This window comes from Williamsia sp. z71 (assembly GCF_059553375.1).
Genome location: NZ_JCANWX010000001.1, coordinates 513,633 through 536,085 on the forward strand (window position 1 = coordinate 513,633; position 22,453 = coordinate 536,085).

Below are 22,453 nucleotides of genomic sequence, written 5' to 3' on the forward strand. Positions count from 1 at the left end.
GTTCGGCCCGATCGTCGTGAATTGCTGTCCGATCGAAAATTTTGATGTCAGAACACGGAGTATTCCGCCGCCGACCGTGGTTGAAACCCTCATGGAAGCAGCCGGTCTGATCGTGCCGCGCTGGGCGCGGGTCTCGGCGGCAACGGCCCCGGTCTTGTTGCTCGTCACCGCGACCGCGGCGGATGAGCTGACCACGGCCGGCCACAACCCGATCCGTCAGACACTGAGCGTGCTGGCTGCATCGGACCGCGCCGAATGGGTCATGTCCCTCGGGATCGCGCTCAGTGCTGGTTGCCTGATCGCGGTGGGTCTGGGTTTGTTCATGGTGCGGCCGATCGCCCGTGTTGTTCTCGTTGCCGGTGGTGCCAGCGGTGTGGCGGTCGCAGCGCTTCCGATCACGCTGACAGCGACCCTGCATCTCACGGCAACCTGCGTCTCGGCATTCCTGCTGGCGCTGTGGCCCGCGCTCGCGGTATCCCGGTCGAGGGCGGCGCCGGCCGCGCTCCGGATCCCCGCTGCGACCGCGGCGTCGGGCACACTCTTTCTTCTGCTTGCCTGGACCGCCTACGAAACCCAGGGCGGGGCACTGCTCGGGCTCGCCGAACGCGTGACCGTGGTCGCCGAACTGGTGTGGCCGGCAGTCGTGGTCGCCTCTGCACGATTGCGGCGGCCATCCGACGCGCTTGCCCTGGGTCGAGGTGACCCAGATGCACCTGGTTCGATCCGGAGCACAGAGATCCACGTCGCACCGTCGGGTCTGGGTGCCCGGTTCCGCTGAACTCGCAAGATCCTGGTTCGGGCAGCGAAGACCAGCGCGAGCAAAAGGGCAGGTCAGAGTCGCCGGAGCCCGCCATTTTCGGTTGTCGGGTCGGCGTTTGCCACACTGGAGGTCGTGTCGCATGCCACCGATAAGTCAGCGCAGCTCTTCGAGCGCGCATCCCGTGCCATCCCAGGCGGAGTGAACTCGCCGGTTCGAGCCTTCAATTCCGTCGGCGGAACCCCGCGGTTCATCTCCAGCGCATCCGGTTATCGGATGACCGACGCCGACGGCAACAGCTACGTCGACCTGGTCTCCAGCTGGGGCCCGATGATCCTGGGCCACGCCCACCCGGCGGTGGTCGAGGCGGTGCAGAAGGCGGCGACCACGGGTCTGTCGTTCGGCGCGCCGACCGAGGCCGAGATCGAGCTGGCCGAAGAGATCATCAAGCGGGTTTCCCCGGTCGAGCAGGTCCGGCTGGTGAACTCGGGCACCGAGGCGACGATGTCGGCGGTGCGGCTGGCCCGGGGATTCACCGGTCGCAGCAAGATCATCAAGTTCTCCGGCTGCTACCACGGCCACGTCGACGCCTTGCTCGCCGACGCCGGTTCGGGTGTGGCCACGCTGGGCCTGCCGACCTCACCCGGTGTCACCGGCGCGCAGGCCCAGGACACCATCGTCCTGCCGTACAACGACCTGGCCGCCGTCCGCGAGACATTTGCGGCATACCCCGGGCAGATCGCTGCGATCATCACCGAGGCCGCAGCCGGGAACATGGGCGCGGTCGCCCCGGTCGAAGGCTTCAATCAGGGTCTCAAGGACGTCACCAGCGCGGATGGTGCACTTCTCATCATCGACGAGGTCATGACCGGTTTCCGGGTGAGCAAGGCCGGCTGGTTCGGTCTCGAAGGCGTTGCCGGTGATCTCTACACCTTCGGCAAGGTCATGAGCGGTGGACTCCCGGCCGCAGCATTCGGCGGACGCGCCGACATCATGGCGTACCTGGCCCCGGCCGGTCCTGTCTACCAAGCCGGCACCCTGTCCGGAAATCCGGTCGCGGTCGCTGCCGGGTTGGCGACCCTGCGGCACGCGGATGACGCCGTCTACGCCGCGCTCGACGCCAACTCGAAACAGCTCGGAACCCTCATCGGGGATGCACTGAACACTGCGGGTGTGGGCCACCGCGTGCAGTACGCGGGCAACCTCGTGAGCGTGTTCTTCACCGCAGATACCGATACCCCCATCACCGACTATGCGGCGGTGAAAAACACCGAGACCTGGCGTTTTGCGCCATTCTTCCACGCCCTGCTCGATGCCGGCGTCTACCCGCCGCCGAGTGCATTCGAAGCCTGGTTTGTATCCGCGGCCTTGGACGGGGATGCTTTCGGTGTTATAGCCGGGGCACTCCCGGCTGCTGCGACCGCCGCTGCCCGGGCCCTGAAGGAGAACTGATGCGCACAATCGTGCACATGATGCGACACGGGGAAGTCCATAACCCCGACGGCATCCTCTATGGCCGACTGCCGGGCTATCACCTGTCCGAGCTCGGCGCGAAACAGGCGCAGACGGTCGCCGACGCCCTGGCCGATCACGACATCACCCACGTGTTCGCCTCCCCGCTGCAGCGGGCGCAGGAAACCGCGACCCCGATCGCGGACGCCCACGGACTGAAGATCATCACCGACGAGGGCCTCATCGAGGCCGACAACACCTTCGAGGGCCTGCGGGTCTCGGTGGGTGACGGCGCATTGCGGCGCCCCCGGCACTGGATCAAACTGCGCGACCCGTTCACCCCGAGCTGGGGCGAGCCGTACATCCAGCTGGCGCACCGCATGCTCGCAGTCGCCAACAAGGCCCGCGAAGAGGCCAAGGGGCATGAGGCAGTCTGCGTCAGTCACCAGCTACCGGTGTACACGTTGCGGAGATTCCTTGAAGGGCAACGACTTTGGCACGATCCGCGGAAGCGTCAGTGCTCGTTGGCGTCGCTGACGAGCTTGATGTACGACGGGGATGCGTTGGTGGACATCGTTTATTCGGAACCTGCCGGTGCTTCTGACCCCCTTGCCACGGGAGCCTGAGGTAGCGACACAGTGATGGAGCCAGGCCCTGAGCGTAGGAGGACCCGCATACTGGCGCCGCTGGGTTGGCGGCTGGTCACGTTGTGCATCCTCGGAATCGCGACGTTGCTGGTGATCGCCGGCTGCGGCACCGGCGACGACGCCGTGGCGCAAGGCGAGAACTTCGAATTCGTCTCTCCCGGTGGCAAAACCGTGATCTTCTACGATCCGCCGGCCGAACGTGGCAAGGTCTCGAACCTCACCGGACCAGACCTGCTGTCCGACGACAAGACCCTCAGTCTCTCCGATTTCGAGAATCAGGTCGTGGTCATCAACGTGTGGGGTTCGTGGTGCGGCCCGTGCCGCGGCGAGGCGACCGCCCTCGAAGAGGTCTACGAGAACACCAAGGATTCGGGTGTTGCGTTCTTGGGCATCGACTTTCGCGACCGCAAGGATTCGGCCCGCGACTTCGTCGTCGATCGCGCGGTGACGTACCCGTCGATCTACGACTACGACGGACGCACCCTGTCGAAGCTGACCACCCCGACCTCGGTGGTCCCGACCACACTGGTGCTCGATCGTCAGCATCGCGCCGCGGCGGTGTTCCTCAAAGCCGTCACCGCCGACGAACTGCAGCCTGTCGTCGAGCGGATCGCCGCTGAAACATCTGATACCGCATGACTTTTGTAGCCCAGAGTTCAAGCCACCTCGCCGGAGTCGGTGACACCTTCGCGGACACCGTGTCGAGCGGTCCGCTGTTGCTGGCACTGGGGGCATGCATGCTCGCCGGGCTGGTCTCGTTCGCCTCGCCCTGTGTGGTGCCCCTGGTTCCGGGTTATCTGTCGTACCTGGCCGGATTGGTCGGTGCCGAGGCCCCGGCGATGAGCGATGCGGAGTCGAAGAAGGCCGGACGACTGCGGGTCACCGGGGCCGCTTTGCTGTTTGTGCTCGGATTCACAATCGTTTTCGTGCTCGCCACGGCCTCTGTGTTCGGGATCACGAGTGCCTTCGTGGTCAACCGTGAACTGTTGCAACGCGTCGGCGGTGTGATCACGATCATCATGGGTCTGGTGTTCATCGGACTCATCCCCATCCTGCAGCGCGACGCCAGGTTCCATCCGCGACTGGTATCGAACCTGGTCGGAGCCCCTTTGCTGGGGGCGGTCTTCGCGCTCGGCTGGACGCCCTGCCTCGGCCCGACACTGGCCGCGGTCATCACCACCGCCAGCGGTACCGAGGGCTCGACCGCAGCCCGAGGTGTGACGCTCATCGTCTTCTACTGCCTCGGTTTGGGCCTGCCGTTCATCCTTCTGGCCTTCGGTTCGGCCTGGGCTTTGCGGGCGGTCGGCTGGATGCGCACAAACGCTCGGGCCATCCAGATCTTCGGAGGTGTACTACTGGTTGTCGTGGGCGTGGCGCTGGTGACCGGACTGTGGGATCAATTCATCGTTTGGGTTCGGGACATGTTCGTCTCCGACACGGTGCTCCCGATATGACCGCCACCGAGACCCGAACCCCGCCGCCCGTACCGAAGGCGGGCCCGCTCAAGCGCTACCTGCTGTGGCCGGCGCGGAACACCTGGCGTTCGCTGACCTCGATGCGGACCGCCCTGGCCTTGCTCTTCCTGCTGGCCCTGGCCGCGGTACCCGGAGCGCTCCTGCCGCAGCGGTCGCTGAACGAGTTCAAGACCGAGGAGTACATCGCCGATCACGGCTTCATCGGCGAGTTCTTCGACAAAATTCAGATGTACGAGGTCTTCTCGAGCATCTGGTTCACCGCCATCTACGTGCTGCTGTTCATCTCGCTCGTCGGCTGTCTGACGCCTCGCATGATCGAACACGCCAAGGCGCTGCGGGCCCGTCCGGTCCCGGCCCCACGCAACCTCGGCCGGTTGCCCCGGCACGAGAGCCATGAGGTCGACGGCACTCCCGACGCGCTCGCGTCGAAGATCAACTCCGGTCTGCGCGGATGGCGCAAGACCACCCGCACCGTCGAGCGCAAAGAAGCCGACGGGTCGGTGGTGACCGTCGTCGAGGTCTCGGCCGAGAAGGGATACCTGCGCGAAGGCGGCAACCTCCTGTTCCACTTCGCGCTGCTGGCACTGCTGGTCGCGATCGCGGCGGGCAAGATGTTCGGTTACGAGGGCACCCGCATCCTGGTCGCCGACGGCCAGGAAGGTCTCTGCAACACCTCGACCGCGGTCTACGACTCCTTCCGCGCGGGCAACATGGTCGACGGCACCAACCTCAACGAGTTCTGCCTGCAGGTGGAATCGTTCGACGCGGACTTCTTGCCGAGCGGGCAACCCGAGATGTACAGCGCCGACCTCAAGTACCAGGTCGGCAGTGACATCGACAGCGACCAGTGGCAATCCAGCGAGGTCAGGGTCAACCATCCGCTGCGGATCGCGGGCGACCGGATCTATCTGCTCGGCAATGGTTTCGCCCCCACTTTCACGGTCACGTTCCCCGGTGGTGAGACCCGCACACAGACGGTTCCGTTCCGGCCGGACGAGCTGCAGACGATGATGTCGAGTGGCGTGGCCCGCTTCGACACCCCGGCCGGGCTCTACCCCAACGAGGACGAGCGTCGGAAGAACCAGATCGCGATCGAAGGACTGTTCGCGCCGACGGCCACCTTCCACGGCGGCCTGATGACCTCGAGCTTCCCGCTGCCGGAGGCTCCCGCGGTCGCCATCGACATCTACAAGGGCGACACCGGGCTCGACACCGGACGACCACAGAACGTCTTCACCCTCGATGTGAACCTGATCAACCAGGGACGTCTGCTCAAGCAGGAACGCGTCAACCTCAACATGGGCGAATCGACGACGCTGCAGGACGGCACGACCGTGCAGTTCGAAGGTTTCCAGCGCTGGGTCTCGTTGCAGGTCTCACACGATCCCGCCCAGAATTGGGTGCTGGTGTCCGCCATCGCGATGCTCGTCGGCCTGCTGGTCTCCCTGCTGATCAAGCGGCGCCGGGTGTGGGCGCGGATCACACCCTTGACCGGGCCGCCGGGTGATGGCACCTCTACGGCGGATGTGCGACGCTCTGTAGTAGAAATGGCCGGTCTGGCGCGCACGGATCAGGCTGGTTGGGGCGAGGGCTTTTCCGACATGGTCGCCGATCTGTTGGGCATCGACCCCGATGCGAACAAGAACAAGCCTGGTGGCAGAGAACAAGGTGGACGCAAAAAATGAATGCTGGGAAAAGGTGACTGATGAACGTCGATGAGACACTTTCTCGGTTTTCCGACCTGACGTACGGCACGGCGCTGACCGTGTACGTCCTGGCGATGGTCATGTTCCTGGCTTCGCTGGCCACCAAGAACAAGACCGTCGAGAAGTCGAACGAGCTCGTCGCCGCGGGGGTGTCGGGTGGTTCGCCGCTGGTCGGCGCCGACGATGTGCGTACGCCCGGCAAGCTCCAGACCACAGAGAAAGCACCGCTGGGGGACCGGCTGGCCAAGATGGCCTACGGCGTGGTCCTCCTGGCGACCGCGCTGCAGATCGCCTCGATCGTGTTGCGCGGCGTCGCGACCGGCCGGGCGCCCTGGGGCAACATGTACGAGTTCGTCTCCATCACCTGCGCCACCGGCATGGTCGCGGCGCTGGTGGTGCTGCGTAAGCGTGAGTACCGTCCGCTGCTCGGATTCGTGTTGCTGCCGGTTGTCATCCTGCTGTTCGTCGCAGGCACGTATCTCTACACCAACGCCGCACCCGTGGTCCCGGCGCTCAAGTCGTACTGGCTGGCCGTCCACGTCTCGATCGTCGCACTCGGATCCGGCGTCTTCCTGGTCTCGGGTGTCGCGAGCATCCTGTACCTGCTGAAGCTGAAGTATCCCGAACCGAGCGACCGGTTCTGGGGTCGGATCCTGCAACGTGTGCCGTCGGCCCAGACGCTGGATCGGCTCGCCTACAAGACGGTTGTGTTCGCATTCCCACTGTTCGGCCTCGGCGTCATCTGTGGCGCGATCTGGGCCGAAGCCGCCTGGGGCCGGTTCTGGGGATGGGACCCCAAGGAGACCGTGTCGTTCATCGCCTGGGTGATCTACGCGGCGTACCTACATGCCCGCGCCACCGCCGGTTGGCGGAACACGGCGGCGGCCTGGATCAACATCGCCGGTTTCGTGGCAATGCTGTTCAACCTGTTCATCATCAACTTGGTGGTCTCGGGCCTGCACTCCTACGCCGGGCTCTGACACCACGCCAAAAGGCGCCCTGACCTTCGGGTCCGGGCGCCTTTTGGCGTATCAGGGGTGTGTCATCGGCGCGCACACATCGGCGCCGACGACGGGCAGATCAAGGGCTTCTCCGACGTAGGTCAGCTCACGCGGTCATTCTGCTGCTTCTTGACGACCTTCAGGAGTTCGATCACGACATCGATCGTGTCGGTGGAGATGGCCTCGTGACGGAAGGCCGCGAGGTGCGCTCCGGTCTCGGCGGCCATCTGCACATATTCACGTTGCTGTTCGACACGTTTGAGATCTTCATCCGGGTCCGTCAAGAAATACGTGACGCTGATTTCGAATGCCCGGGAAATTGCCTCGACGGTTCGAAACGACGGAGTTTTGGCCTTGCCGGTCCGCAACTGGGAGATATACGCGTCGCTCAAGGTGTAGCCGAGTTGGTTGGCCTTGAGGGCAATCTTCTTGCCCGTGTAGGGGATTCCATTCTCGTCGCGCACAGTGCTGAACAATTCGTTCAGGTGGTCGGCGAATGTTTTTCCATCGTGTACAGCAGCCACTTATCTAACTCCCAGACCTCTGATTGGACCGCAGCAGTGTGAAGCGGTCGAACTAGAGCGTGACTCTACCTTTAAAGTTCGCAAAAGGGGTACCGAGTAGCGGGCGACTTCCGGCAATTTGCGCACGTTAATTTCGGACTTAGTCCGGCAAATGCGAAAGCGCAATTGGATTTTAATTCTTGGACAATAGGCCAAAAAAACTTGGACAGTTGTTCAGTGTTTCTTGAACCCCAGCCGGGATCGCCGGCGTCAATCGGTGGGGTTGGGTCGTTCGTCACCGTCGGACTTGAACTTCGGGTTCTTGTCGCGGGCCTTGCGCTCCAGGTCGTTCAGGAAATCGAGATCGTCGTCCGGGCCGACCGGTCCGCGCTTCATCTGCCGCCGTGGAACCGGTGGCCCGCTGGATTCTGCGCCGGCTGCGTCCGGGCCGAAGGCGCGCCAGGCGAGGTAGGTCAGTGCCAGCAAGCCGATGATGGCAAGTAGGTAGATCATTTCGGCACCTCCAAGAATCAAAGCCGTTGACGCCAGGCTACTGGAGGCGTCAGCGGGCGGTGCCGGCTGCGCCGAACAGCAGATCGAAAATCCCCAGACCGTCCGGGTGGGGGCCTGGGGATCTGTCGGAATCGGTCCGTTGGTCAGCTACCGGTCGCGGGGGTACGCCGATTGAGAAGTTCGACCACGTCTTCTTCCCGAAACCGCCGGTGGCCACCGGGTGTACGGATCGCCCCCAGTAGCCCCGAACTGGCCCAACGGGCGACGGTCTTGGGGTTGACGTTGAACATCGCGGCCACCTGGCCCGGAGTCAGCGTGTGCTGGCTGGCGGCCTGGGGTGAGAGAACCGGGCCGGGGTTGTTCAGAGCTGGGCTGGGTGTGTGTTGTCCGAGTGGGCCTGCAAACGTCATGGCTGCTCCTATCGAGTGGGCCGTCAACCGCATGCCGCGACTCAGGGTGGAGCTGTGGCACGGATTGTGTGCAGGTCTCCCACATGTCTCTGGAGGAGCCTACGAACACCATGGTTACACCGAAATGCCCAAGTATTCGAATAGTTAAGTGTTGGTAATGCGATTGCAAAGGTGCACGTGTCAGCCCTGCTCTTTGCGCAGTAAGGTCTAGGGCGTGAGCACGAATGAGCCCTCTGGAAACAATCGGTCCTCTGCAAAGAAGGACCGCACCCCTCCCGCCGTGGAACCGACGCCCGGTGCGGGACGGCGATTGGCGATCGACCTGGTGCTCTTCACCGGTGCCCGGATCGCCCTCGTCATCGCGTTGGCCGCCGGGATCTACCTGATCGGCCAGGCCGTGGGGATCGACGTCCCGATCCTGGTCGCCGCGTTCTTTGCGGTGATCATCGCGCTGCCGTTGGGGATGCTGCTGTTCAAGGGTCTGCGCGACCGCGTCAACGTCGGGATCGCGACGGTCGACGCCGGCCGCAAGGCGCAGCGCGAGAACCTGACGTCGCGACTGCGTGGTGAAAACGGATCTGACACCTAAAAGATCATGGTGAACGGTGGCGGCGGGGCGCAGTGGACGCGTGAGGTCGACAGACGGGGTGATCGGCGGTGGGTCGACAACGCGATCCGGCTGATCGACGCCGATGCGACCCGGAGTGCCGATACCCATCTGTTGAGATTTCCGCTGCCGGCCTGGTCCCGGTGGGGCACCGGCGCCGGTGCCACCGGGATCTCGCTCTATCTGAAAGACGAGAGCACCCACATCACGGGTTCGCTCAAACATCGTCTGGCACGGTCGTTGTTTCTCTATGCGCTCTGCAACGGCTGGATCACCGAGGGGACCACGGTCATCGAGGCCTCGTCGGGGTCGACGGCGGTGTCCGAGGCCTACTTCGCGCAGCTGATCGGTGTCCCGTTCATCGCGGTGATGCCCGCGACGACATCGCCGGCCAAGATCGGGCTGATCGAGCGGCAGGGTGGACTGTGCCATTTCGTGGAGCGGTCCGACGAGGTGTACGACGCCGCGCAGCAGCTGGCCGATCAGACCAACGGTCATTTCATCGACCAGTTCACGATGGCCGAACGCGCCACCGACTGGCGAGGCAACAACAACATCGCCGAATCGATCTTCAGCCAGCTGTCGCAGGAAGAGTTCCCCGTGCCGACCTGGGTGGTCGTGGGAGCCGGAACCGGCGGGACCTCGGCCACCATCGGCCGCTTCATCAGGTACCGGCGGCACCACACGTGGCTGTGTGTTGTCGACCCCGAGAACTCGGCGTTCTACCCCGCCTATCGCGACGGTGATCCGGACGCCCTGGCCGGACCGGTGCCGGGCTCACGCATCGAAGGGATCGGTCGTCCGCGGGTCGAACCGTCGTTCGTCTCACAGGTGATCGACCGGATGGTGTCGGTGCCCGATGACGCGAGCATTGCCACCGCCCGGCGCGCCAGCGATGTTCTGGGCTGGCGGGTGGGTGGATCGACTGGCACCAACCTCTGGGGCGCCCTGCGTCTGGTCGCCGAGATGCGGCGGGAAGGGACGCCCGGCAGTGTCGTGACCCTGCTGTGCGACGGTGGGGACCGGTATTCCGGCACGTACTACAACGACGACTGGGTTGCCGGTGCCGGTCTGGATCTGACCCGCGCCGAAGCGACACTGGAGACGTTCTTCACGACGGGGGAGTGGATTGAGTGAGCAGGGCTCGGGACTGGGCGACATCCGGGAGATGGATGGACGGCCGATCGTGGAGGCGATCGATCTGGTGCGGGAGTACCAGATGGGCCAGGAGAAGGTCCGGGCGCTCGACGGTCTCGATCTGACCCTTCAGGCGCGTCAGTTCGTGTCCATCGTCGGGCCGTCGGGTGCGGGCAAGAGCACCTTGCTGCACGTCCTGGGGGCACTGGACGTCCCGGACTCCGGACAGATCATCGTCGACGGTCTCGACCTGGCGGGATTGTCCGAGGAAGAGCAGTCCGCATTCCGGCGCAACCGGGTCGGATTCATCTTCCAGTTCTTCAACCTCATCCCGACGATGTCGGCCTGGGAGAACGTCGCATTGCCGCGGCTGCTCGACGGCAAGTCTCTGCGGTCGGCCAAACCGGAGGCCATCGCGCTGCTCGATCGGGTCGGGCTCGGCGAACGTGCGAAGCACCGCCCGTCCGAGTTGTCCGGCGGGCAGATGCAGCGCGTCGCGATCGCGCGGTCGCTGATCATGAGCCCGCGGATCGTGCTGGCCGACGAGCCGACCGGAAACCTCGATTCGCAGACGGGTGAGTCGATCCTGGAGCTGCTCTCCGAGGTCGCCCGCGAGGGTGACGGCCGGTTGGTGGTGATGGTGACCCACGACAACAAGGCCGCAGCGCACGCCGATCGCACGATCACCGTGCGCGACGGGAAGATCCAGGAGTGAAGCCGTCGGCACTGTTCGGGGCGGTGCGCGCCGGCCTGACGCGGATCAGGCTTGTCAATCTTCGGGAACTACTCGGCCATCGCCTGCGGGTGACCACGTCGCTGCTGGTGGTCGTGGTTGCCTCAGCACTGTTGGTGGCGGTGTTGGGAACCTACGGGTCGTTGACGTCGTCGGTGCAGAAGCTCGGCGCGACCATTTCGGGATCCGCCGATCTGGAGATCGCCGGCATCGTCGACTCGGGTGTCGACGACGAACTGATGGGTGAGATCCGCCGCGACGCCCCGGCCGCGAAAAATGTTGTCCCGCTGATCAACAGCTCGATCTTTGTCGACGGCAAACGCACCACCGTGCTTGGCAGCGACAACAACATCGCCTCGATCCAGGGCGGTCTGCGTGATGCCGTGGCGTCGGCCACAGAGGGTGCTGATGTCACCGCGCTGATGTCGGGGATCAGCGTCGGCAAGGCGACCGGATTCCAGAAGGGCCAACAGGTTTCGATCAACGGTGTCGACACCACCGTGACGATGGTGATCGACGCGCCGGCGGCGAGGTCGATCAACAACGGCCAGTTCATCTTTGCCTACCTGGGGCTGGCGCAACAGCTGACCGGGCATGACGGTCGCGTCGATTCGATCCTGGTCACCAAGGAGTCGGGTTCGTCCACCGCTGCGCTGCGGGAGCAGTTGAACGACCTTGTCGATGGCCGTGCGGTGGTCGTCGATCCGGACTTCCGGGCCAAGCAGGCCGAGACCGCCGGTGCGGTGACCCGGGACTCGACGTTGCTGGTGTCCCTGATCTCACTGGTCATCGCCGGCTTCCTGGTGTTCAACACGATGAACATGGCGGTGGCGTCGAGGCGTTCGTCGATCGCGATGATCCGCGCCCTCGGTGGTCGTCGGGGTCCGCTGGTGACCGATCTGATCGGTGAGGCCGCGCTCTTCGGCCTGGTCGGGGGTCTGATCGGCGTCCCGGTCGGAATCCTGGCCGGGCGCTGGGCAATCGGGCAACTGCCCGACGTGTTGTCGTCGTATGGCGCCACCATCGAATTCGGCCTGCCGTCCTATGCCGCACCCGTTGCGGTCATCGCCTGTGTCCTCGCCTGTGCCGGGGCCAGCATGCTGGCGGCGCGGTCGGTGTTCACCGTGTCGCCGATCGAGGCGATGACCGGTGGCGCGGTGGCCGATCAGAAGGCCGGGACCGGTGTGGCCGCCAAGGTGTCCGCGGTGGTCGGCGTCATCCTGATGGTGATCGGCTGGGTGATGGCCAACGAGATCCAGAACCAAGGTGTTGCGTTCGCAGGCATCGTGGTCTGTGTCGGGATGTTGCTGATCTGCTACTCGCTCACCAAACCGCTTGTGGCGGGCGTGACCTGGCTGGCCGGCCGCCTCGGTGGTCCGGGCAAGCTCAGCGCCGTCAACACCGACCGGGCCCCGCGCCGGGCCTGGGCGACGCTGATGACCGTGGCAGTGGCGATCACCGTCGGTCTGTGTACGTCCGGTGTGATGAACAACCTGGTCTCCTCGATCTCCGGTTCGTTGGAAGGGTTGGGCGACACCGACTTCTACGTGTCGTCGCAGGAGAAGTCGACGATCCCTGATGGTCCGATCCTGGATCCGGCCGTGACCGCAGCGGTGGAGCGGGTCGATGGCGTCGAGAATGTGCTCGGCGGTCAGTGGGCGTCGGTGAACGTCGGTGAATCCCGGGTCATGTTGCAGGGGTTGGCCCCTGGGACGATCGCCCCGTTCATCCGCAAGGGTTCCCCGGAGGTCATCGAGGAGGTGTTGGCCGGCCGGGGCATCATCATGTCGCGCACGTTGGCCCGCAACCTCGATGTCGGGACCGGTGACACCGTCGAGATCGCGTCGCCGACGGGCTACCACTCGTTGCCGGTGTTGCAGCTCGTCGACTACGTGAGCATCAACTCCGGGACGGCGGCGATCTCCTACGACCTGTTGACGCAGTGGTTCAACCGGCCCGGCGACACCTATCTGCAGGTGACGCTGGAACCCGGTGTCGACCAGGAGCAGATTCGTCCGGAGCTCGAAGCCGCGGCCGCGGGCGCGTCCACCATGCCCGTGAACATCTACACCGGCCAAGAGGGCCTCGACGCCACGAAGGCCTCGGTGGAACAGTCCGGCGCGTTCGCGATCGCCATTCAGTGGATCGTGGCCGTGGTCGCGGCCATTGCGTTGCTGAACACGTTGTTGCTCTCGGTGATCGAACGCAAACGCGAGATCGGTGTCCTCCGGGCGATGGGTGCGTCGAGGAAGTTCGTCCGGCGGATGGTTCTTGCCGAAGCTGCTGCGGTGGCGGCGGTGGGGTCGCTGTTGGGTGTGGTGATGGGGACCGTCATGCACGTCATCGGCAACAAGATCCTGACCCAGACGACGTCGGTGCAGATCGAATATTCGCCGCAGATCTTGATCGCCGGATATGTGGTTGTGGCCTTTGTCCTGTGCTTTGCCGGTTCGTTTTTCCCCGCCGCCCGCGCCGGTCGGATGAACATAAGCGAGTCCCTCCTCACCGAGTAACCCCGCCCCCGATGATGTGCCCTTTTGGTGGGGCCCACCTGGGCTTTTGTTCGCCAAAAGGGCACACTTTCGGGTTCAGGGCTGTGGATAACTCGGTGGTGGAGTGCGCCTTCGGTCGGTCGGGGTGTGTTCGGTGTCGGTATGGGGGAATTACCAACCGGCCCGATGCGGGCGGAGAACTTACTTGCGGTGATGTCGCGGTATCAGCTGCGGGAGAACTACCGGCTCCTGTTTCGGGGCGTCTGGGTCCGAGGTGATCAGGTCGTCGACTTCACGATGCTGAGTTTCGCGGCGGGGCTCGCCTATCCCGGGGGCGACAAGGACGTGCCGGGCATTCTGTGCGGGTGGTCGGCGGCCGACCTGTGGGGGAACGTGTATCGGCCCGAAGACGTGCAACCCGAGGTCATCGTGCCGATCAACGGACGTCAGTTCCGAGGGATCAAGGTGCGCCGGCTGCAGATCGACGAGGACGAATACACCGAGATCGACGGATCGTTGGTCACCACGCTGACGCGCACGGCAATTGACTTGGGACGCTTCAATTCCCGCGACGACGCGGTAGCCGCCCTGGATTCCCTGGCCCGTCGGCATCCGGGACTTCTCGAGGACGTCCGGCCGGCACTGCGGCGCTGGGAACGTCATTGGGGGATCGGCAAGGCGATCACCGCGTTCAAGCTGGTCGATCCGCTGTCGGAGTCGCCGTGGGAAACCCGCCTCCGACTCGTCTTCATCGACGAGGGTTTCCACGGGTTCGTTCTGCAGCACCGGGTCATGGACGGCCGCTACCGACTCGACTCCGCCTGGCCGCATCTGTTGGTGGCGGTCGAATACGACGGTGAACACCATCGGGACCCGCATCAGCACGCCCTGGATCTGGAACGGTGGAATCGTCTGCGGGCTGCCGGATGGGTCGTCATCACGGTCACCGCGCAGAACATCAGAAGCGGACGGGATGAGTTCGTTGCCCAGCTTCGACGAGAACTCACCCTGCGCGGATGGGCCCCCAAACCCCGATAATGTGCCCTTTTGGCGGTGCCCACCTGGGGTTTTGTTCGCCAAAAGGGCACACTATCGGGGTAAGGGAGGCGGGGTGTCAATAAATGTTGACACCCTGATGTTGTCAGGGTAACTTGACAATCGTGCAAGACAACGAAGATGACATCACCACGGCAGTGGCAGATCGTGACCCGGCCAAAGGGTTGGCAGCGGTCAGGGCACTGCGTACGTTGGCCGATCGCCTCGAAGACGTACAGGTCGCCAATGCTCGGCAACAAGGCTGGAGCTGGCAAGCGATCGCCGACATCCTGCAGGTGAGCCGTCAAGCCGTGCACCAAAAGCATTCCCGCGGCGAATAGCCGCCGCATTCCACATCAGGAAGCGAGACAACATGTTTCACCAGTTCACTCGCGAAAACAGGATGACCCTGGGTTTCGCATATCAGGAGGCCGCCGACCTCGGACATCCCACACTCGGCAACGACCACCTCATCCTCGGCATGCTCTGCAACGCCCGGAGTTCGGTGTTCAACATTCTCGGTGAGCAGGGTTTGAGCCTGGCTCAGGCCCGTGAAGTGGTGCGCGAGTACCACGAGGCCAACAAGACCGATGCCGACAAAGACCACGTCGACGAAGACCGGAACGCCCTTGCGGCCATCGGAATTGATCTCGACAAGGTTCGCGCAGCGGTCAAATCCCAATTCGGCGACGACATCACCGAGAACTGGGGTAAACGCCGCGGTGGCGGGGACAGGCGTCGCCGGGGTGGTCCGCACGGACCGCATGGACGCGGGGGACCGCACGGACCTCACGGCCGTTTTCGGCCAGGGCCCTGGGAGCGTCCCGAAGGGGACGACACACCCCCGTGGGACCGCGAAGAAGGTGACGGCGGACCGTGGGAAGGCGGCCGAGGTCGTCGTGGACCCCGCGGTGGCATGCGTCGGCCCCGGTTCTCCCTCGACGCCAAGGCCGCGATCACGCGCGCGGGCATCACCGCCCGTGATGCCGGCCGCGAGTTGTTGCCCGAGGACGTCCTGCTCGGCATCCTGGACACCGGTGATGCTGCCTCGAAGGCACTCATCGAATCGGTGACAACCCCGGAAGCCCTGCGCGAGGCCGTGCTACAGGCCACCAGCTAGCCGATAGTGTGCCCTTCTGGCGAACAAAAGCCCAGGTGGGCGCCGCCAAAAGGGCACATCATCGGGGGGCGGGGTCAGGCGACGAGCAGGCCGACGGCCGTGCCGATCGACCAGAGGAGCATGGCCAGGCCGGTCAGGCCGAGCGCTGGAATCAGCGCCGGTCCACCGGCACCGGCCCGAACCGGCGCATTGGCCTTGTAGGCCAGCGGAGCCGCGATCAAACCGAGCAACGCCCACGGCGTCGCCGCGATCAACGCGAGGGTGACCAGCGTCGGAACGGCCACGAGTGCCGTGTGCAGCATCCGGGTCCGCTTGTCGCCCAACCGAACCGCCAGCGTCACCTTGCCGGACTCGGTGTCGGTGGGGATGTCGCGGAGGTTGTTGGCCACCAGGACCCCACTGGAGTAGCAGCCCACGGCGACTGCGGCCAGCACTCCCACCCAGTCGATTTCCTCGGCCTGGACGAACTGCGTGCCCAGCACGGCGACGAGACCGAAGAAGACAAAAACGGAGACCTCACCGAAACCGCTGTAGCCGTATGGGTTTCGGCCGCCGGTGTAGTACCAGGCGGCGGCGATGCAGGCCAGGCCCACCAGGATCAGCCACCAGGCGCTCGACAATGCGAGCACCAACCCGGCGATCCCGGCGACAGCAAAAGCCACCATCGCCGCGGTCTTCACCGACTTCGGGGTGGCCACCTTGGAGCCGACCAGACGCATGGGTCCGACCCGTACATCGTCGGTGCCGCGGATGCCGTCGGAGTAGTCGTTGGCGAAGTTGACGCCGATGATCAGCGCCACCGAGACCACGAGGGCCAGCGCTGCCTTCCACCACACGATGTCGCCGGCCCAGCCGGCCGCGCCCGTTCCGGCGATCACCGGGGCGATCGCGTTCGGGTAGGTACGGGGCCGAGATCCTTCGAACCATTGCGCTGCGGAAGCCATGTGAGCATCCTTCCGTACCGAGCCATACCTGTTGTCCGGCCCCCGCACTATGCTCCATCCGGCCACATGCAATCTCTACCGAACAGTTGAGCTCGGCACCGCGCTAGTCTGTAGCGAGTTCCACTGACCTGCAGTTATGCATCGAATCCGCCCATGATTTGCGAGGAAAACGTGCCACCTCCCGCAGTAGTGCCGATCATCGGACTGCTCGGACCGGTTTCGATCGCGGACGAAAACGGGCAAATGCGACCGGTTCCCGGGATCCGGGCACGTCGGCTGCTGGCCGTCCTGGCCCTGATGCCGGGCAGCCACCGGTCGCAGTCGGCGCTCATCGACGGTGTCTGGGGCGACAACCTCCCGCGGTCGCCGCAATCCGCGCTACACACGCAGATCTCACGCCTGCGGCCACTGCTCCCCGAGGGTGCCATCGAAGCCGGCCCGGCCGGATATCGACTGACTCTGGCGCCAGAAGACGTCGATGTCTTCCTGGTCGGCTCCTTGCTCGCCGACGGTTCGGCCGATGCGTTACGAGCGGCTGCCGCGCTGTGGCGCGGTGATCCTGGCGATGATCTCGGCGACGACGACCTCGCCCGATCGGTTCGCCAGGCCGCCGACCGTGTCCGCATCGAACTCGAGGAGCGCCGGGCGCAAAATGCGCTGGCCGACGACGACTTCGAGACCGCCAGGGCCCTGGCCCAGCGCCGATGCGACGCCGATCCGCTCGACGAGTCGGCGCACGCGGCCCTGATGCGTGCGCTGTCCGGGTTGGGGCGTGCAGCCGAGGCCCTGGCCGTGTTCGCGCGCCTGCGCCGGACGTTGTCCACCGAACTCGGAACGGATCCCGGGCCCGAGATCATCGCTCTCCATGAACAATTGCTGCATCCGGCCGTGGCTTCACCCGCGCGCAGAGCCGGACGTGCGACGTCGGTCGGATTGTTGGCGGAACCCAATGAGTTGTTGGGCCGCGCCGGGGACGTAGCGCACATTCTCGCGCTGCTCCACCGGTCCCGAGTGGTGACGATCCAGGGGCCGGGAGGATCCGGGAAGACACGTACCGCCAACCGCATCGGACACCTGGTCGCCGCCGATGGCGTCCGGGTTTTCTTTGTGGAACTGGCCTCCGTACGCAGTGAGGACGACGTGCTGGCCGCGGTGGCGGCAACGCTCGGGGTCGGTGAATCTGACACCGGTCCCGGTGGTCGGCCCCGGGTCGCCTATACGAACCTGCGGACCAGGCTGACCGACGCGCTGACCGCGCAGTCCCTGGTCATCTTCGACAACTGCGAGCACCTGGTTGATGCCTGTGCCCGGATGGCAGCCGATCTCGTCGGCATGTCCGAGAATGTGCGGATACTGACCACCAGCCGTTCGCCGCTGCGGGTAGGCGCCGAGGTGATCCATCAACTTCCGCCACTTTCCATCGACGAGTACGGTTCGGCGGCCACGGATCTGTTCGCCGCTCGGGCCCACGCGATCCGGCCCGACGTGAGCATCGACGTCGCGGTGGTCGCCGAACTCTGCCGGGCGCTGGATGGATTGCCGCTGGCGATCGAGTTGGCCGCGGCGCGGGTCCGGACGATGAGTGTTCGTGAGATCTTGCAGCGTCTGTCGCACCGATTCGACCTGCTGAGTACCGGCGACCGGTCGTCGCCTGCCCGGCATCGGACCCTGCATGCGGTCATCGAATGGAGCTGGGAGTTGCTCGACGAGCCGGCGCGGATCGCGTTGCGCCGGTTGTGCCGATTTCCCGGCGGGTTCTCGCGCCCCGCCGCCGGCGCAGTGGTCGGGGTCACCGGCTTCGAACTCGATGATGTTCTCGACGCGCTTGTGGATCAGTCGCTCCTGAACGTTGTCGAGAACGACGGTGTACGGTACCGGATGCTCGAGACGGTTCGCGAGTTCGGTGAGGAGCAGCTGGCCGTCGCTGATGAAGGGATGCAGGTCAATTCGGCGATAGCGGCATGGGCTCGCAGGTTTGCCGACGACACCCATGCGCCCTTCGAGGATGGGCGCCAACCGGAGGTGGTGGCCGCGGTCTCTGCAGAGGTCGACAACCTCGTCTGGGTCCTGCGCCGTTGCATGGAGGCCGATGTGGCTGTGCGGCCGGAGGATTGGGAACGAACACTTGTCAGCTGTTTCCCGGTCATCGCGGGATTCTGGGCCATCCGCGGGCTCCACGGCGAGGTGATGGCTTGGTCTCCCCGGGTGATCAAGGAATTGCCGCACCTGGATCGAGCCGCGGTCGACGCGATGGGTGAGGCGGAACGTGAGCGCAGGCAGGCGACATATCTGATTGCCGGTGGTCATTTGTTGATGTCCCGCCGGTTGCGTCCACTGGCAGTTGCCAAGTGGCAACTCCGGTTCCTGTACCGCGGTGATCGCGCCGACGATCGTCCGATGGATTTTGTGTCATCGCTGGTGCTGTCGCACAGCGGATTCGGCACACTGCGCCGACTGGTGGCCGGTGCGCGACGTCCGGCTCCGCAGGTGCGGATGATCGCGACCATGTTGTGCGTCAATGCCCGTGAGAACAAGGCCGATCGTCTCGGGGCACTGCGGATGGCGCGGGCGAATCTGGTGGTGGCGCAGGCCCGGCAGGACCACTGGATCACGGCGATGACGTTGGCCGAGATCGGTGGCCTGCATGGTCAGGCGGCAGAGTTCGAGTCGGCCATCGAGAGCTATCGCCGGGCAATCGAGTTGCTCGATATGATCGGTTCGGAGCACGATGGCCGTCAGACTCGTGGGCATGTCGTGGCCGCGCTGATCGGTGCGAAACGATTTGATGAGGCGCGCGCGGAGTTCGCGCAGTTCGCCGAGGGTTGGGTGCCCGCGGATCCGGACCCACGCGTCCACCCTGAGATCGCTGCCGGGATCATGTTGGCGGCAGCGGAATTGGAGTGGTCCGAAGGCCGGGGCGAGGCCGCTGCAGAGTTGTTCGAGCGGTCGGTGCGTGGACTGCTGGAGAATCATCCACTGGCGGAGCAGGATCCGTTTGTCGCGATGGTGATCAGCGTCAGTGTCTGTGGGATGACACTGGCGGGCAGAGCAGCGAAGACCGAACAGTACCTACCGAATCTGGCCAACGTGGCAAAGTACATGTTCGGTCCTGTTGGATTCGGTGACATTCCGCAACTCGGTTCGGTGGCGATGGCCTTCGGGACCTCGGTCTGCGGACGGTCGTTCGGCTCGCTCGAAGGTGCCCGACTGCTGCACCTGGCGAAGAGGGTCGGGTGCCGGCTGGACTACCCGGCGCTGGTCGCTGTGATGGACCGGCGGCAAGAGTTGGCCGGTCTCGGTGATGCGCAGTGGCGGGAACTGGGCGCAGAAATCGACAAGATGTCCCGCAGGCAGGCCGTGCAGGACATCTTGTCGATCACCGAAAGGTACGTTGCCGTCGCCTGATTCAGGCATTGCGCATGTACGACTTCACGGTGAGCGGCGCCATGATCGCGATGATGATCGCGGCCCCGACGAGTGACCAGAGCACGTGGATGCCGACATGACCGTTGTTGGTCAACTCGCGTACGGCCGTGACCAGATGTGAGATCGGGTTGACCTTGACGAAGGCCTGCATCCAGCCCGGCATGGTGTCGGGTTGTACGAATGCGTTGGACATGAAAGTCAGCGGGAACAGAATGAGCATCGAAACACCCTGCACTGCAGATGCTTTCTTCATTACCGTACCCATGAAGGCGAAAATCCACGACACGGCGAAGCTGCAGACGATCACCAGGAGCGTCGCGCCGATCACCCCGAACGCGTCGGGCCGCCAGCCCATGGCGATACCGACGACGAAGGTGATCACCGTGGCGATCAGGTACCGGACCACGTCGGCGAGCAGCGCGCCGGCGAGTGGACTGATCCGGGCGATGGGCAACGACCGGAAGCGGTCGAAGACCCCTTTGTCCATGTCCTCGCGAAGTTGGGTGCCGGTGACGATGCTGGTGACGATCACTGTTTGGACCAGGATGCCGGGGATGATGATCGGCAGGTAGTCGGCGACGCTTCCGGCCAAGGCTCCACCGAAGATGTAGGTGAACATCAGGGTGAAGATGATCGGTTGCAGGACAACGTCGAACAGTTGCTCGGGGTTGTGGCGGATCTTGAGCAGTCCGCGGTAACCCATGGTGAACGACTGGGTGATCGTGTCGCGGAGCCCGATGCTGGTGGCGGTTTCTGGTCCGGATCGATCTGTGGTGGTGGGCTTTTCGATGATGGTGGTCATGCTGCGTCCTCCTGCGAGGTGGTATCGGATTCGGCGGGTTTGCCGGTGATGGTGAGGAAGACCTCGTCGAGGCTCGGCTTCTGGACGTTCATGCCCTCGACGACGATGCCCTGTTCACGCAGTGCGATGAGGATGTCGGGCAACAGATCCGGGTGGACCAGCGGGGCAGTGATCCTTCCGGCCTCGGGGCTGAGCGTGGCGTGTTCGGAAAGAATCCGCTCGATGGTCGCCAACGCGGCCGGTGCCAGGGACTTGTCGGCGGGTGTGAGTTGCAAGGTGGTCGAGCCGATGGAGTTCTTCAATTCGTCGGCGGTTCCGTCGGCGATGACCCGGCCGTGGTCGATGACGGCAATGCGATCGGCGAGTTGGTCGGCCTCGTCGAGGTATTGGGTTGTCAGCAGGACGGTGCTGCCGCCGGCCACGAGTCGCCGGATGGTGTCCCACATCTGGGCTCGGGTCCGCGGATCGAGTCCGGTGGTCGGTTCGTCGAGGAACAGCAGCGGGGGAGTGGCGATCAGGCTGGCGGCGAGATCGAGTCGTCGCCGCATACCGCCGGAGAACTCCTTGAGTGGCCGCTTGGCGGCCATGGTGAGGCCGAACTCCTCGAGCAGATCACTCGCTCGCTGCCGCGAGGCTCGTCGACTCTTGCCCAGCAGCCGACTGAAGACGATGAGGTTCTCGGTGGCCGAGAGGTCTTCGTCGACGGAGGCGTACTGGCCGGTGACACCGACCAGCGACCGCACCGCGACCGAATCGTCGACGACGTCGTATCCGAAGATCTTGGCCTGCCCGGCGTCCGGGCGCAGGAGAGTGGCGAGCATGCGGACGGCGGTGGTCTTGCCGGCCCCGTTGGGGCCGAGGACGCCGTAGACCGTCCCGGTGGGAACCACCAGGTCGACGCCATCGACGGCTTTGGTGGAGCCGAAGTGTTTGACCAGTCCGCGGGCCTCGATGGCCGGCGCACCGGAGTGCAGGGGTGTGTTCATGGAACAGACAGTGCATCGACGTCCTGTCGTCTCACTGACACCGGCTGTCGTCGGCTGTCACCTCGTCTGACACCTCAGTGGGTGGAGGGTGTTTGCGCCGGTGCGATGACCGATCACCTGCACGAGTCGGATGTTCTGCCGGGTGATGTGGTCATGGTCGATGGGCATCGGGTGACCAGCCTGGCGCGGACCGTGGCCGACGTCGCGCGGAAAGGTGACTATCTCGAGGCGTTGGCGGTACTGGACGTGGGCCGACCTGATGAATCCGCGCCGGTTTCGGGCCCTGCTGAACAGAGGTCTGCGGTTGGTGGGGGGAGGGCGCGCACCCCCCAACTCACAGTTCGTTCAGGTGGACGTGTCCGTCTTGCAAGGCGCGTGCGATCAGGGCTGCCTTGGTGGTGGCCGGGCGTCCGATGGCGGCGTATTTCAGCCGGATCCGGTTGATGTGGGTGCTCACGGTCGCGGGTGTGATGTACAGGGTCGCGGCAACTTCGGATTTGGTGTCCCGCATGGCCCATTCACGCAGAATTTCGATTTCGCGAGCTGTGAGTTTGGGCGCGGGTAGGGGCTCAGAAGTGTTCGACGGCAGCGACATGTTCGGGGGTACTCCTCGGATACCGGATGGGGCTATCCGGCGGATAACCCTAACCAGCGCGCCGGTGGCGTCGGTAGTCGCCAAAGGGTGTGCCACCCGTTCGGGGGTCATC

Annotated in this window: 22 protein-coding genes; 15 read left to right on the forward strand and 7 right to left on the reverse strand. The window is 64.7% G+C overall.

What is annotated here, in order from left to right; all coding sequences use genetic code 11:
* The first annotated feature begins 76 nt into the window (after positions 1 to 76).
* From AC51GR_RS02285 to ccsB, 7 genes are all read left to right on the forward strand, one after another.
* A complete protein-coding gene (locus AC51GR_RS02285; protein ID WP_496323010.1) occupies positions 77 to 778 on the forward strand; it encodes a DUF998 domain-containing protein in 702 nt (233 codons plus the stop codon).
* A gap of 114 nt (positions 779 to 892) precedes the next feature.
* Positions 893 to 2,209 carry a glutamate-1-semialdehyde 2,1-aminomutase gene (gene hemL, locus AC51GR_RS02290; RefSeq protein WP_496323011.1) on the forward strand — a complete coding sequence of 439 codons (1,317 nt, stop codon included), beginning with the start codon at positions 893 to 895 and terminating at the stop codon, positions 2,207 to 2,209.
* On the forward strand, positions 2,209 to 2,835 hold the full coding sequence (locus AC51GR_RS02295; RefSeq protein ID WP_496323012.1) for a histidine phosphatase family protein: 627 nt from the start codon (positions 2,209 to 2,211) through the stop codon (positions 2,833 to 2,835). The genes hemL and AC51GR_RS02295 overlap by 1 nt, the downstream gene beginning before the upstream one ends.
* A gap of 15 nt (positions 2,836 to 2,850) precedes the next feature.
* The gene (locus tag AC51GR_RS02300) at positions 2,851 to 3,495 is read left to right on the forward strand and encodes a TlpA family protein disulfide reductase (protein WP_496323013.1); all 645 of its coding nucleotides are present in this window, start codon (positions 2,851 to 2,853) and stop codon (positions 3,493 to 3,495) included.
* Positions 3,492 to 4,310, forward strand: coding sequence for a cytochrome c biogenesis CcdA family protein (locus tag AC51GR_RS02305; protein ID WP_496323014.1), 819 nt, complete (start codon positions 3,492 to 3,494; stop codon positions 4,308 to 4,310). The genes AC51GR_RS02300 and AC51GR_RS02305 overlap by 4 nt, the downstream gene beginning before the upstream one ends.
* Complete coding sequence (gene resB / locus AC51GR_RS02310) at positions 4,307 to 6,016, forward strand: cytochrome c biogenesis protein ResB (protein ID WP_496323015.1); 1,710 nt, start codon at positions 4,307 to 4,309, stop codon at positions 6,014 to 6,016. The genes AC51GR_RS02305 and resB overlap by 4 nt, the downstream gene beginning before the upstream one ends.
* Positions 6,017 to 6,036: 20 nt before the next feature.
* Positions 6,037 to 7,017 (forward strand): c-type cytochrome biogenesis protein CcsB, encoded by a 981-nt coding sequence (gene ccsB / locus AC51GR_RS02315; RefSeq protein ID WP_496323016.1) that lies wholly within the window; start codon positions 6,037 to 6,039, stop codon positions 7,015 to 7,017.
* A 122-nt stretch (positions 7,018 to 7,139) separates the two neighbouring features.
* On the opposite strand, the gene AC51GR_RS02320 is transcribed toward ccsB, so the two are convergent.
* The 3 genes from AC51GR_RS02320 to AC51GR_RS02330 all read right to left on the reverse strand — a co-directional run bounded on the left by AC51GR_RS02320 (position 7,140) and on the right by AC51GR_RS02330 (position 8,464).
* A complete protein-coding gene (locus AC51GR_RS02320) occupies positions 7,140 to 7,562 on the reverse strand; it encodes a helix-turn-helix domain-containing protein (RefSeq protein ID WP_496323017.1) in 423 nt (140 codons plus the stop codon).
* 249 nt (positions 7,563 to 7,811) lie between these two features.
* The gene (locus tag AC51GR_RS02325) at positions 7,812 to 8,054 is read right to left on the reverse strand and encodes a hypothetical protein (RefSeq protein WP_496323018.1); all 243 of its coding nucleotides are present in this window, start codon (positions 8,052 to 8,054) and stop codon (positions 7,812 to 7,814) included.
* Between the two features lie 143 nt (positions 8,055 to 8,197).
* Positions 8,198 to 8,464, reverse strand: a complete 267-nt coding sequence (locus tag AC51GR_RS02330) for a BldC family transcriptional regulator (RefSeq protein ID WP_496323019.1) — start codon at positions 8,462 to 8,464, stop codon at positions 8,198 to 8,200.
* Between the two features lie 214 nt (positions 8,465 to 8,678).
* Between AC51GR_RS02330 and AC51GR_RS02335 the strand changes: the two genes are divergently transcribed.
* From AC51GR_RS02335 to AC51GR_RS02365, 7 genes are all read left to right on the forward strand, one after another.
* Entirely contained in the window at positions 8,679 to 9,053 is a 375-nt protein-coding gene (locus tag AC51GR_RS02335; RefSeq protein WP_496323020.1) for a DUF4229 domain-containing protein, read from the forward strand.
* 6 nt (positions 9,054 to 9,059) lie between these two features.
* Positions 9,060 to 10,208 (forward strand): L-cysteine desulfhydrase Cds1, encoded by a 1,149-nt coding sequence (gene cds1, locus AC51GR_RS02340; protein ID WP_496323021.1) that lies wholly within the window; start codon positions 9,060 to 9,062, stop codon positions 10,206 to 10,208.
* 31 nt (positions 10,209 to 10,239) lie between these two features.
* A complete protein-coding gene (locus AC51GR_RS02345) occupies positions 10,240 to 10,923 on the forward strand; it encodes an ABC transporter ATP-binding protein (protein ID WP_496323341.1) in 684 nt (227 codons plus the stop codon).
* Complete coding sequence (locus AC51GR_RS02350) at positions 10,920 to 13,454, forward strand: ABC transporter permease (RefSeq protein ID WP_496323022.1); 2,535 nt, start codon at positions 10,920 to 10,922, stop codon at positions 13,452 to 13,454. The genes AC51GR_RS02345 and AC51GR_RS02350 overlap by 4 nt, the downstream gene beginning before the upstream one ends.
* 141 nt (positions 13,455 to 13,595) lie before the next feature.
* Positions 13,596 to 14,471, forward strand: coding sequence for an endonuclease domain-containing protein (locus AC51GR_RS02355; RefSeq protein WP_496323023.1), 876 nt, complete (start codon positions 13,596 to 13,598; stop codon positions 14,469 to 14,471).
* Positions 14,472 to 14,593: 122 nt separating this feature from the next.
* Positions 14,594 to 14,809, forward strand: a complete 216-nt coding sequence (locus AC51GR_RS02360) for a helix-turn-helix domain-containing protein (RefSeq protein WP_496323024.1) — start codon at positions 14,594 to 14,596, stop codon at positions 14,807 to 14,809.
* Positions 14,810 to 14,871: 62 nt separating this feature from the next.
* The gene (locus AC51GR_RS02365) at positions 14,872 to 15,588 is read left to right on the forward strand and encodes a Clp protease N-terminal domain-containing protein (protein WP_496323025.1); all 717 of its coding nucleotides are present in this window, start codon (positions 14,872 to 14,874) and stop codon (positions 15,586 to 15,588) included.
* Between the two features lie 74 nt (positions 15,589 to 15,662).
* On the opposite strand, the gene AC51GR_RS02370 is transcribed toward AC51GR_RS02365, so the two are convergent.
* The gene (locus tag AC51GR_RS02370) at positions 15,663 to 16,532 is read right to left on the reverse strand and encodes a 1,4-dihydroxy-2-naphthoate polyprenyltransferase (RefSeq protein WP_496323026.1); all 870 of its coding nucleotides are present in this window, start codon (positions 16,530 to 16,532) and stop codon (positions 15,663 to 15,665) included.
* 153 nt (positions 16,533 to 16,685) lie between these two features.
* Between AC51GR_RS02370 and AC51GR_RS02375 the strand changes: the two genes are divergently transcribed.
* On the forward strand, positions 16,686 to 19,937 hold the full coding sequence (locus tag AC51GR_RS02375; protein ID WP_496323027.1) for an AfsR/SARP family transcriptional regulator: 3,252 nt from the start codon (positions 16,686 to 16,688) through the stop codon (positions 19,935 to 19,937).
* A gap of 1 nt (position 19,938) precedes the next feature.
* Here AC51GR_RS02375 and AC51GR_RS02380 read toward each other — a convergent pair whose 3' ends face one another.
* The 3 genes from AC51GR_RS02380 to AC51GR_RS02390 form a co-directional block, all read right to left on the reverse strand.
* The gene (locus AC51GR_RS02380) at positions 19,939 to 20,760 is read right to left on the reverse strand and encodes an ABC transporter permease (RefSeq protein WP_496323028.1); all 822 of its coding nucleotides are present in this window, start codon (positions 20,758 to 20,760) and stop codon (positions 19,939 to 19,941) included.
* Positions 20,757 to 21,746, reverse strand: a complete 990-nt coding sequence (locus tag AC51GR_RS02385; RefSeq protein WP_496323029.1) for an ATP-binding cassette domain-containing protein — start codon at positions 21,744 to 21,746, stop codon at positions 20,757 to 20,759. The genes AC51GR_RS02380 and AC51GR_RS02385 overlap by 4 nt, the downstream gene beginning before the upstream one ends.
* A gap of 334 nt (positions 21,747 to 22,080) precedes the next feature.
* Entirely contained in the window at positions 22,081 to 22,341 is a 261-nt protein-coding gene (locus AC51GR_RS02390; RefSeq protein WP_496323030.1) for a response regulator transcription factor, read from the reverse strand.
* Between the last annotated feature and the right edge of the window lie 112 nt (positions 22,342 to 22,453).

What these genes read in the sequence shown, in the direction of transcription:
- ccsB (WP_496323016.1), top strand. Translation starts at nt 6,037, where the DNA reads ATGAACGTCGATGAGACACTTTCTCGGTTTTCCGACCTGACGTACGGC.
- AC51GR_RS02365 (WP_496323025.1), top strand. Translation starts at nt 14,872, where the DNA reads ATGACCCTGGGTTTCGCATATCAGGAGGCCGCCGACCTCGGACATCCC.
- AC51GR_RS02375 (WP_496323027.1), top strand. Translation starts at nt 16,686, where the DNA reads ATGATTTGCGAGGAAAACGTGCCACCTCCCGCAGTAGTGCCGATCATC.
- AC51GR_RS02380 (WP_496323028.1), bottom strand. Translation starts at nt 20,760, where the DNA reads ATGACCACCATCATCGAAAAGCCCACCACCACAGATCGATCCGGACCA.
- AC51GR_RS02330 (WP_496323019.1), bottom strand. Translation starts at nt 8,464, where the DNA reads ATGACGTTTGCAGGCCCACTCGGACAACACACACCCAGCCCAGCTCTG.
- AC51GR_RS02370 (WP_496323026.1), bottom strand. Translation starts at nt 16,532, where the DNA reads ATGGCTTCCGCAGCGCAATGGTTCGAAGGATCTCGGCCCCGTACCTAC.
- AC51GR_RS02385 (WP_496323029.1), bottom strand. Translation starts at nt 21,746, where the DNA reads ATGAACACACCCCTGCACTCCGGTGCGCCGGCCATCGAGGCCCGCGGA.
- AC51GR_RS02305 (WP_496323014.1), top strand. Translation starts at nt 3,492, where the DNA reads ATGACTTTTGTAGCCCAGAGTTCAAGCCACCTCGCCGGAGTCGGTGAC.
- AC51GR_RS02325 (WP_496323018.1), bottom strand. Translation starts at nt 8,054, where the DNA reads ATGATCTACCTACTTGCCATCATCGGCTTGCTGGCACTGACCTACCTC.
- AC51GR_RS02390 (WP_496323030.1), bottom strand. Translation starts at nt 22,341, where the DNA reads ATGTCGCTGCCGTCGAACACTTCTGAGCCCCTACCCGCGCCCAAACTC.
- AC51GR_RS02345 (WP_496323341.1), top strand. Translation starts at nt 10,240, where the DNA reads ATGGATGGACGGCCGATCGTGGAGGCGATCGATCTGGTGCGGGAGTAC.
- AC51GR_RS02355 (WP_496323023.1), top strand. Translation starts at nt 13,596, where the DNA reads ATGGGGGAATTACCAACCGGCCCGATGCGGGCGGAGAACTTACTTGCG.
- resB (WP_496323015.1), top strand. Translation starts at nt 4,307, where the DNA reads ATGACCGCCACCGAGACCCGAACCCCGCCGCCCGTACCGAAGGCGGGC.
- cds1 (WP_496323021.1), top strand. Translation starts at nt 9,060, where the DNA reads ATGGTGAACGGTGGCGGCGGGGCGCAGTGGACGCGTGAGGTCGACAGA.
- AC51GR_RS02300 (WP_496323013.1), top strand. Translation starts at nt 2,851, where the DNA reads ATGGAGCCAGGCCCTGAGCGTAGGAGGACCCGCATACTGGCGCCGCTG.
- AC51GR_RS02295 (WP_496323012.1), top strand. Translation starts at nt 2,209, where the DNA reads ATGCGCACAATCGTGCACATGATGCGACACGGGGAAGTCCATAACCCC.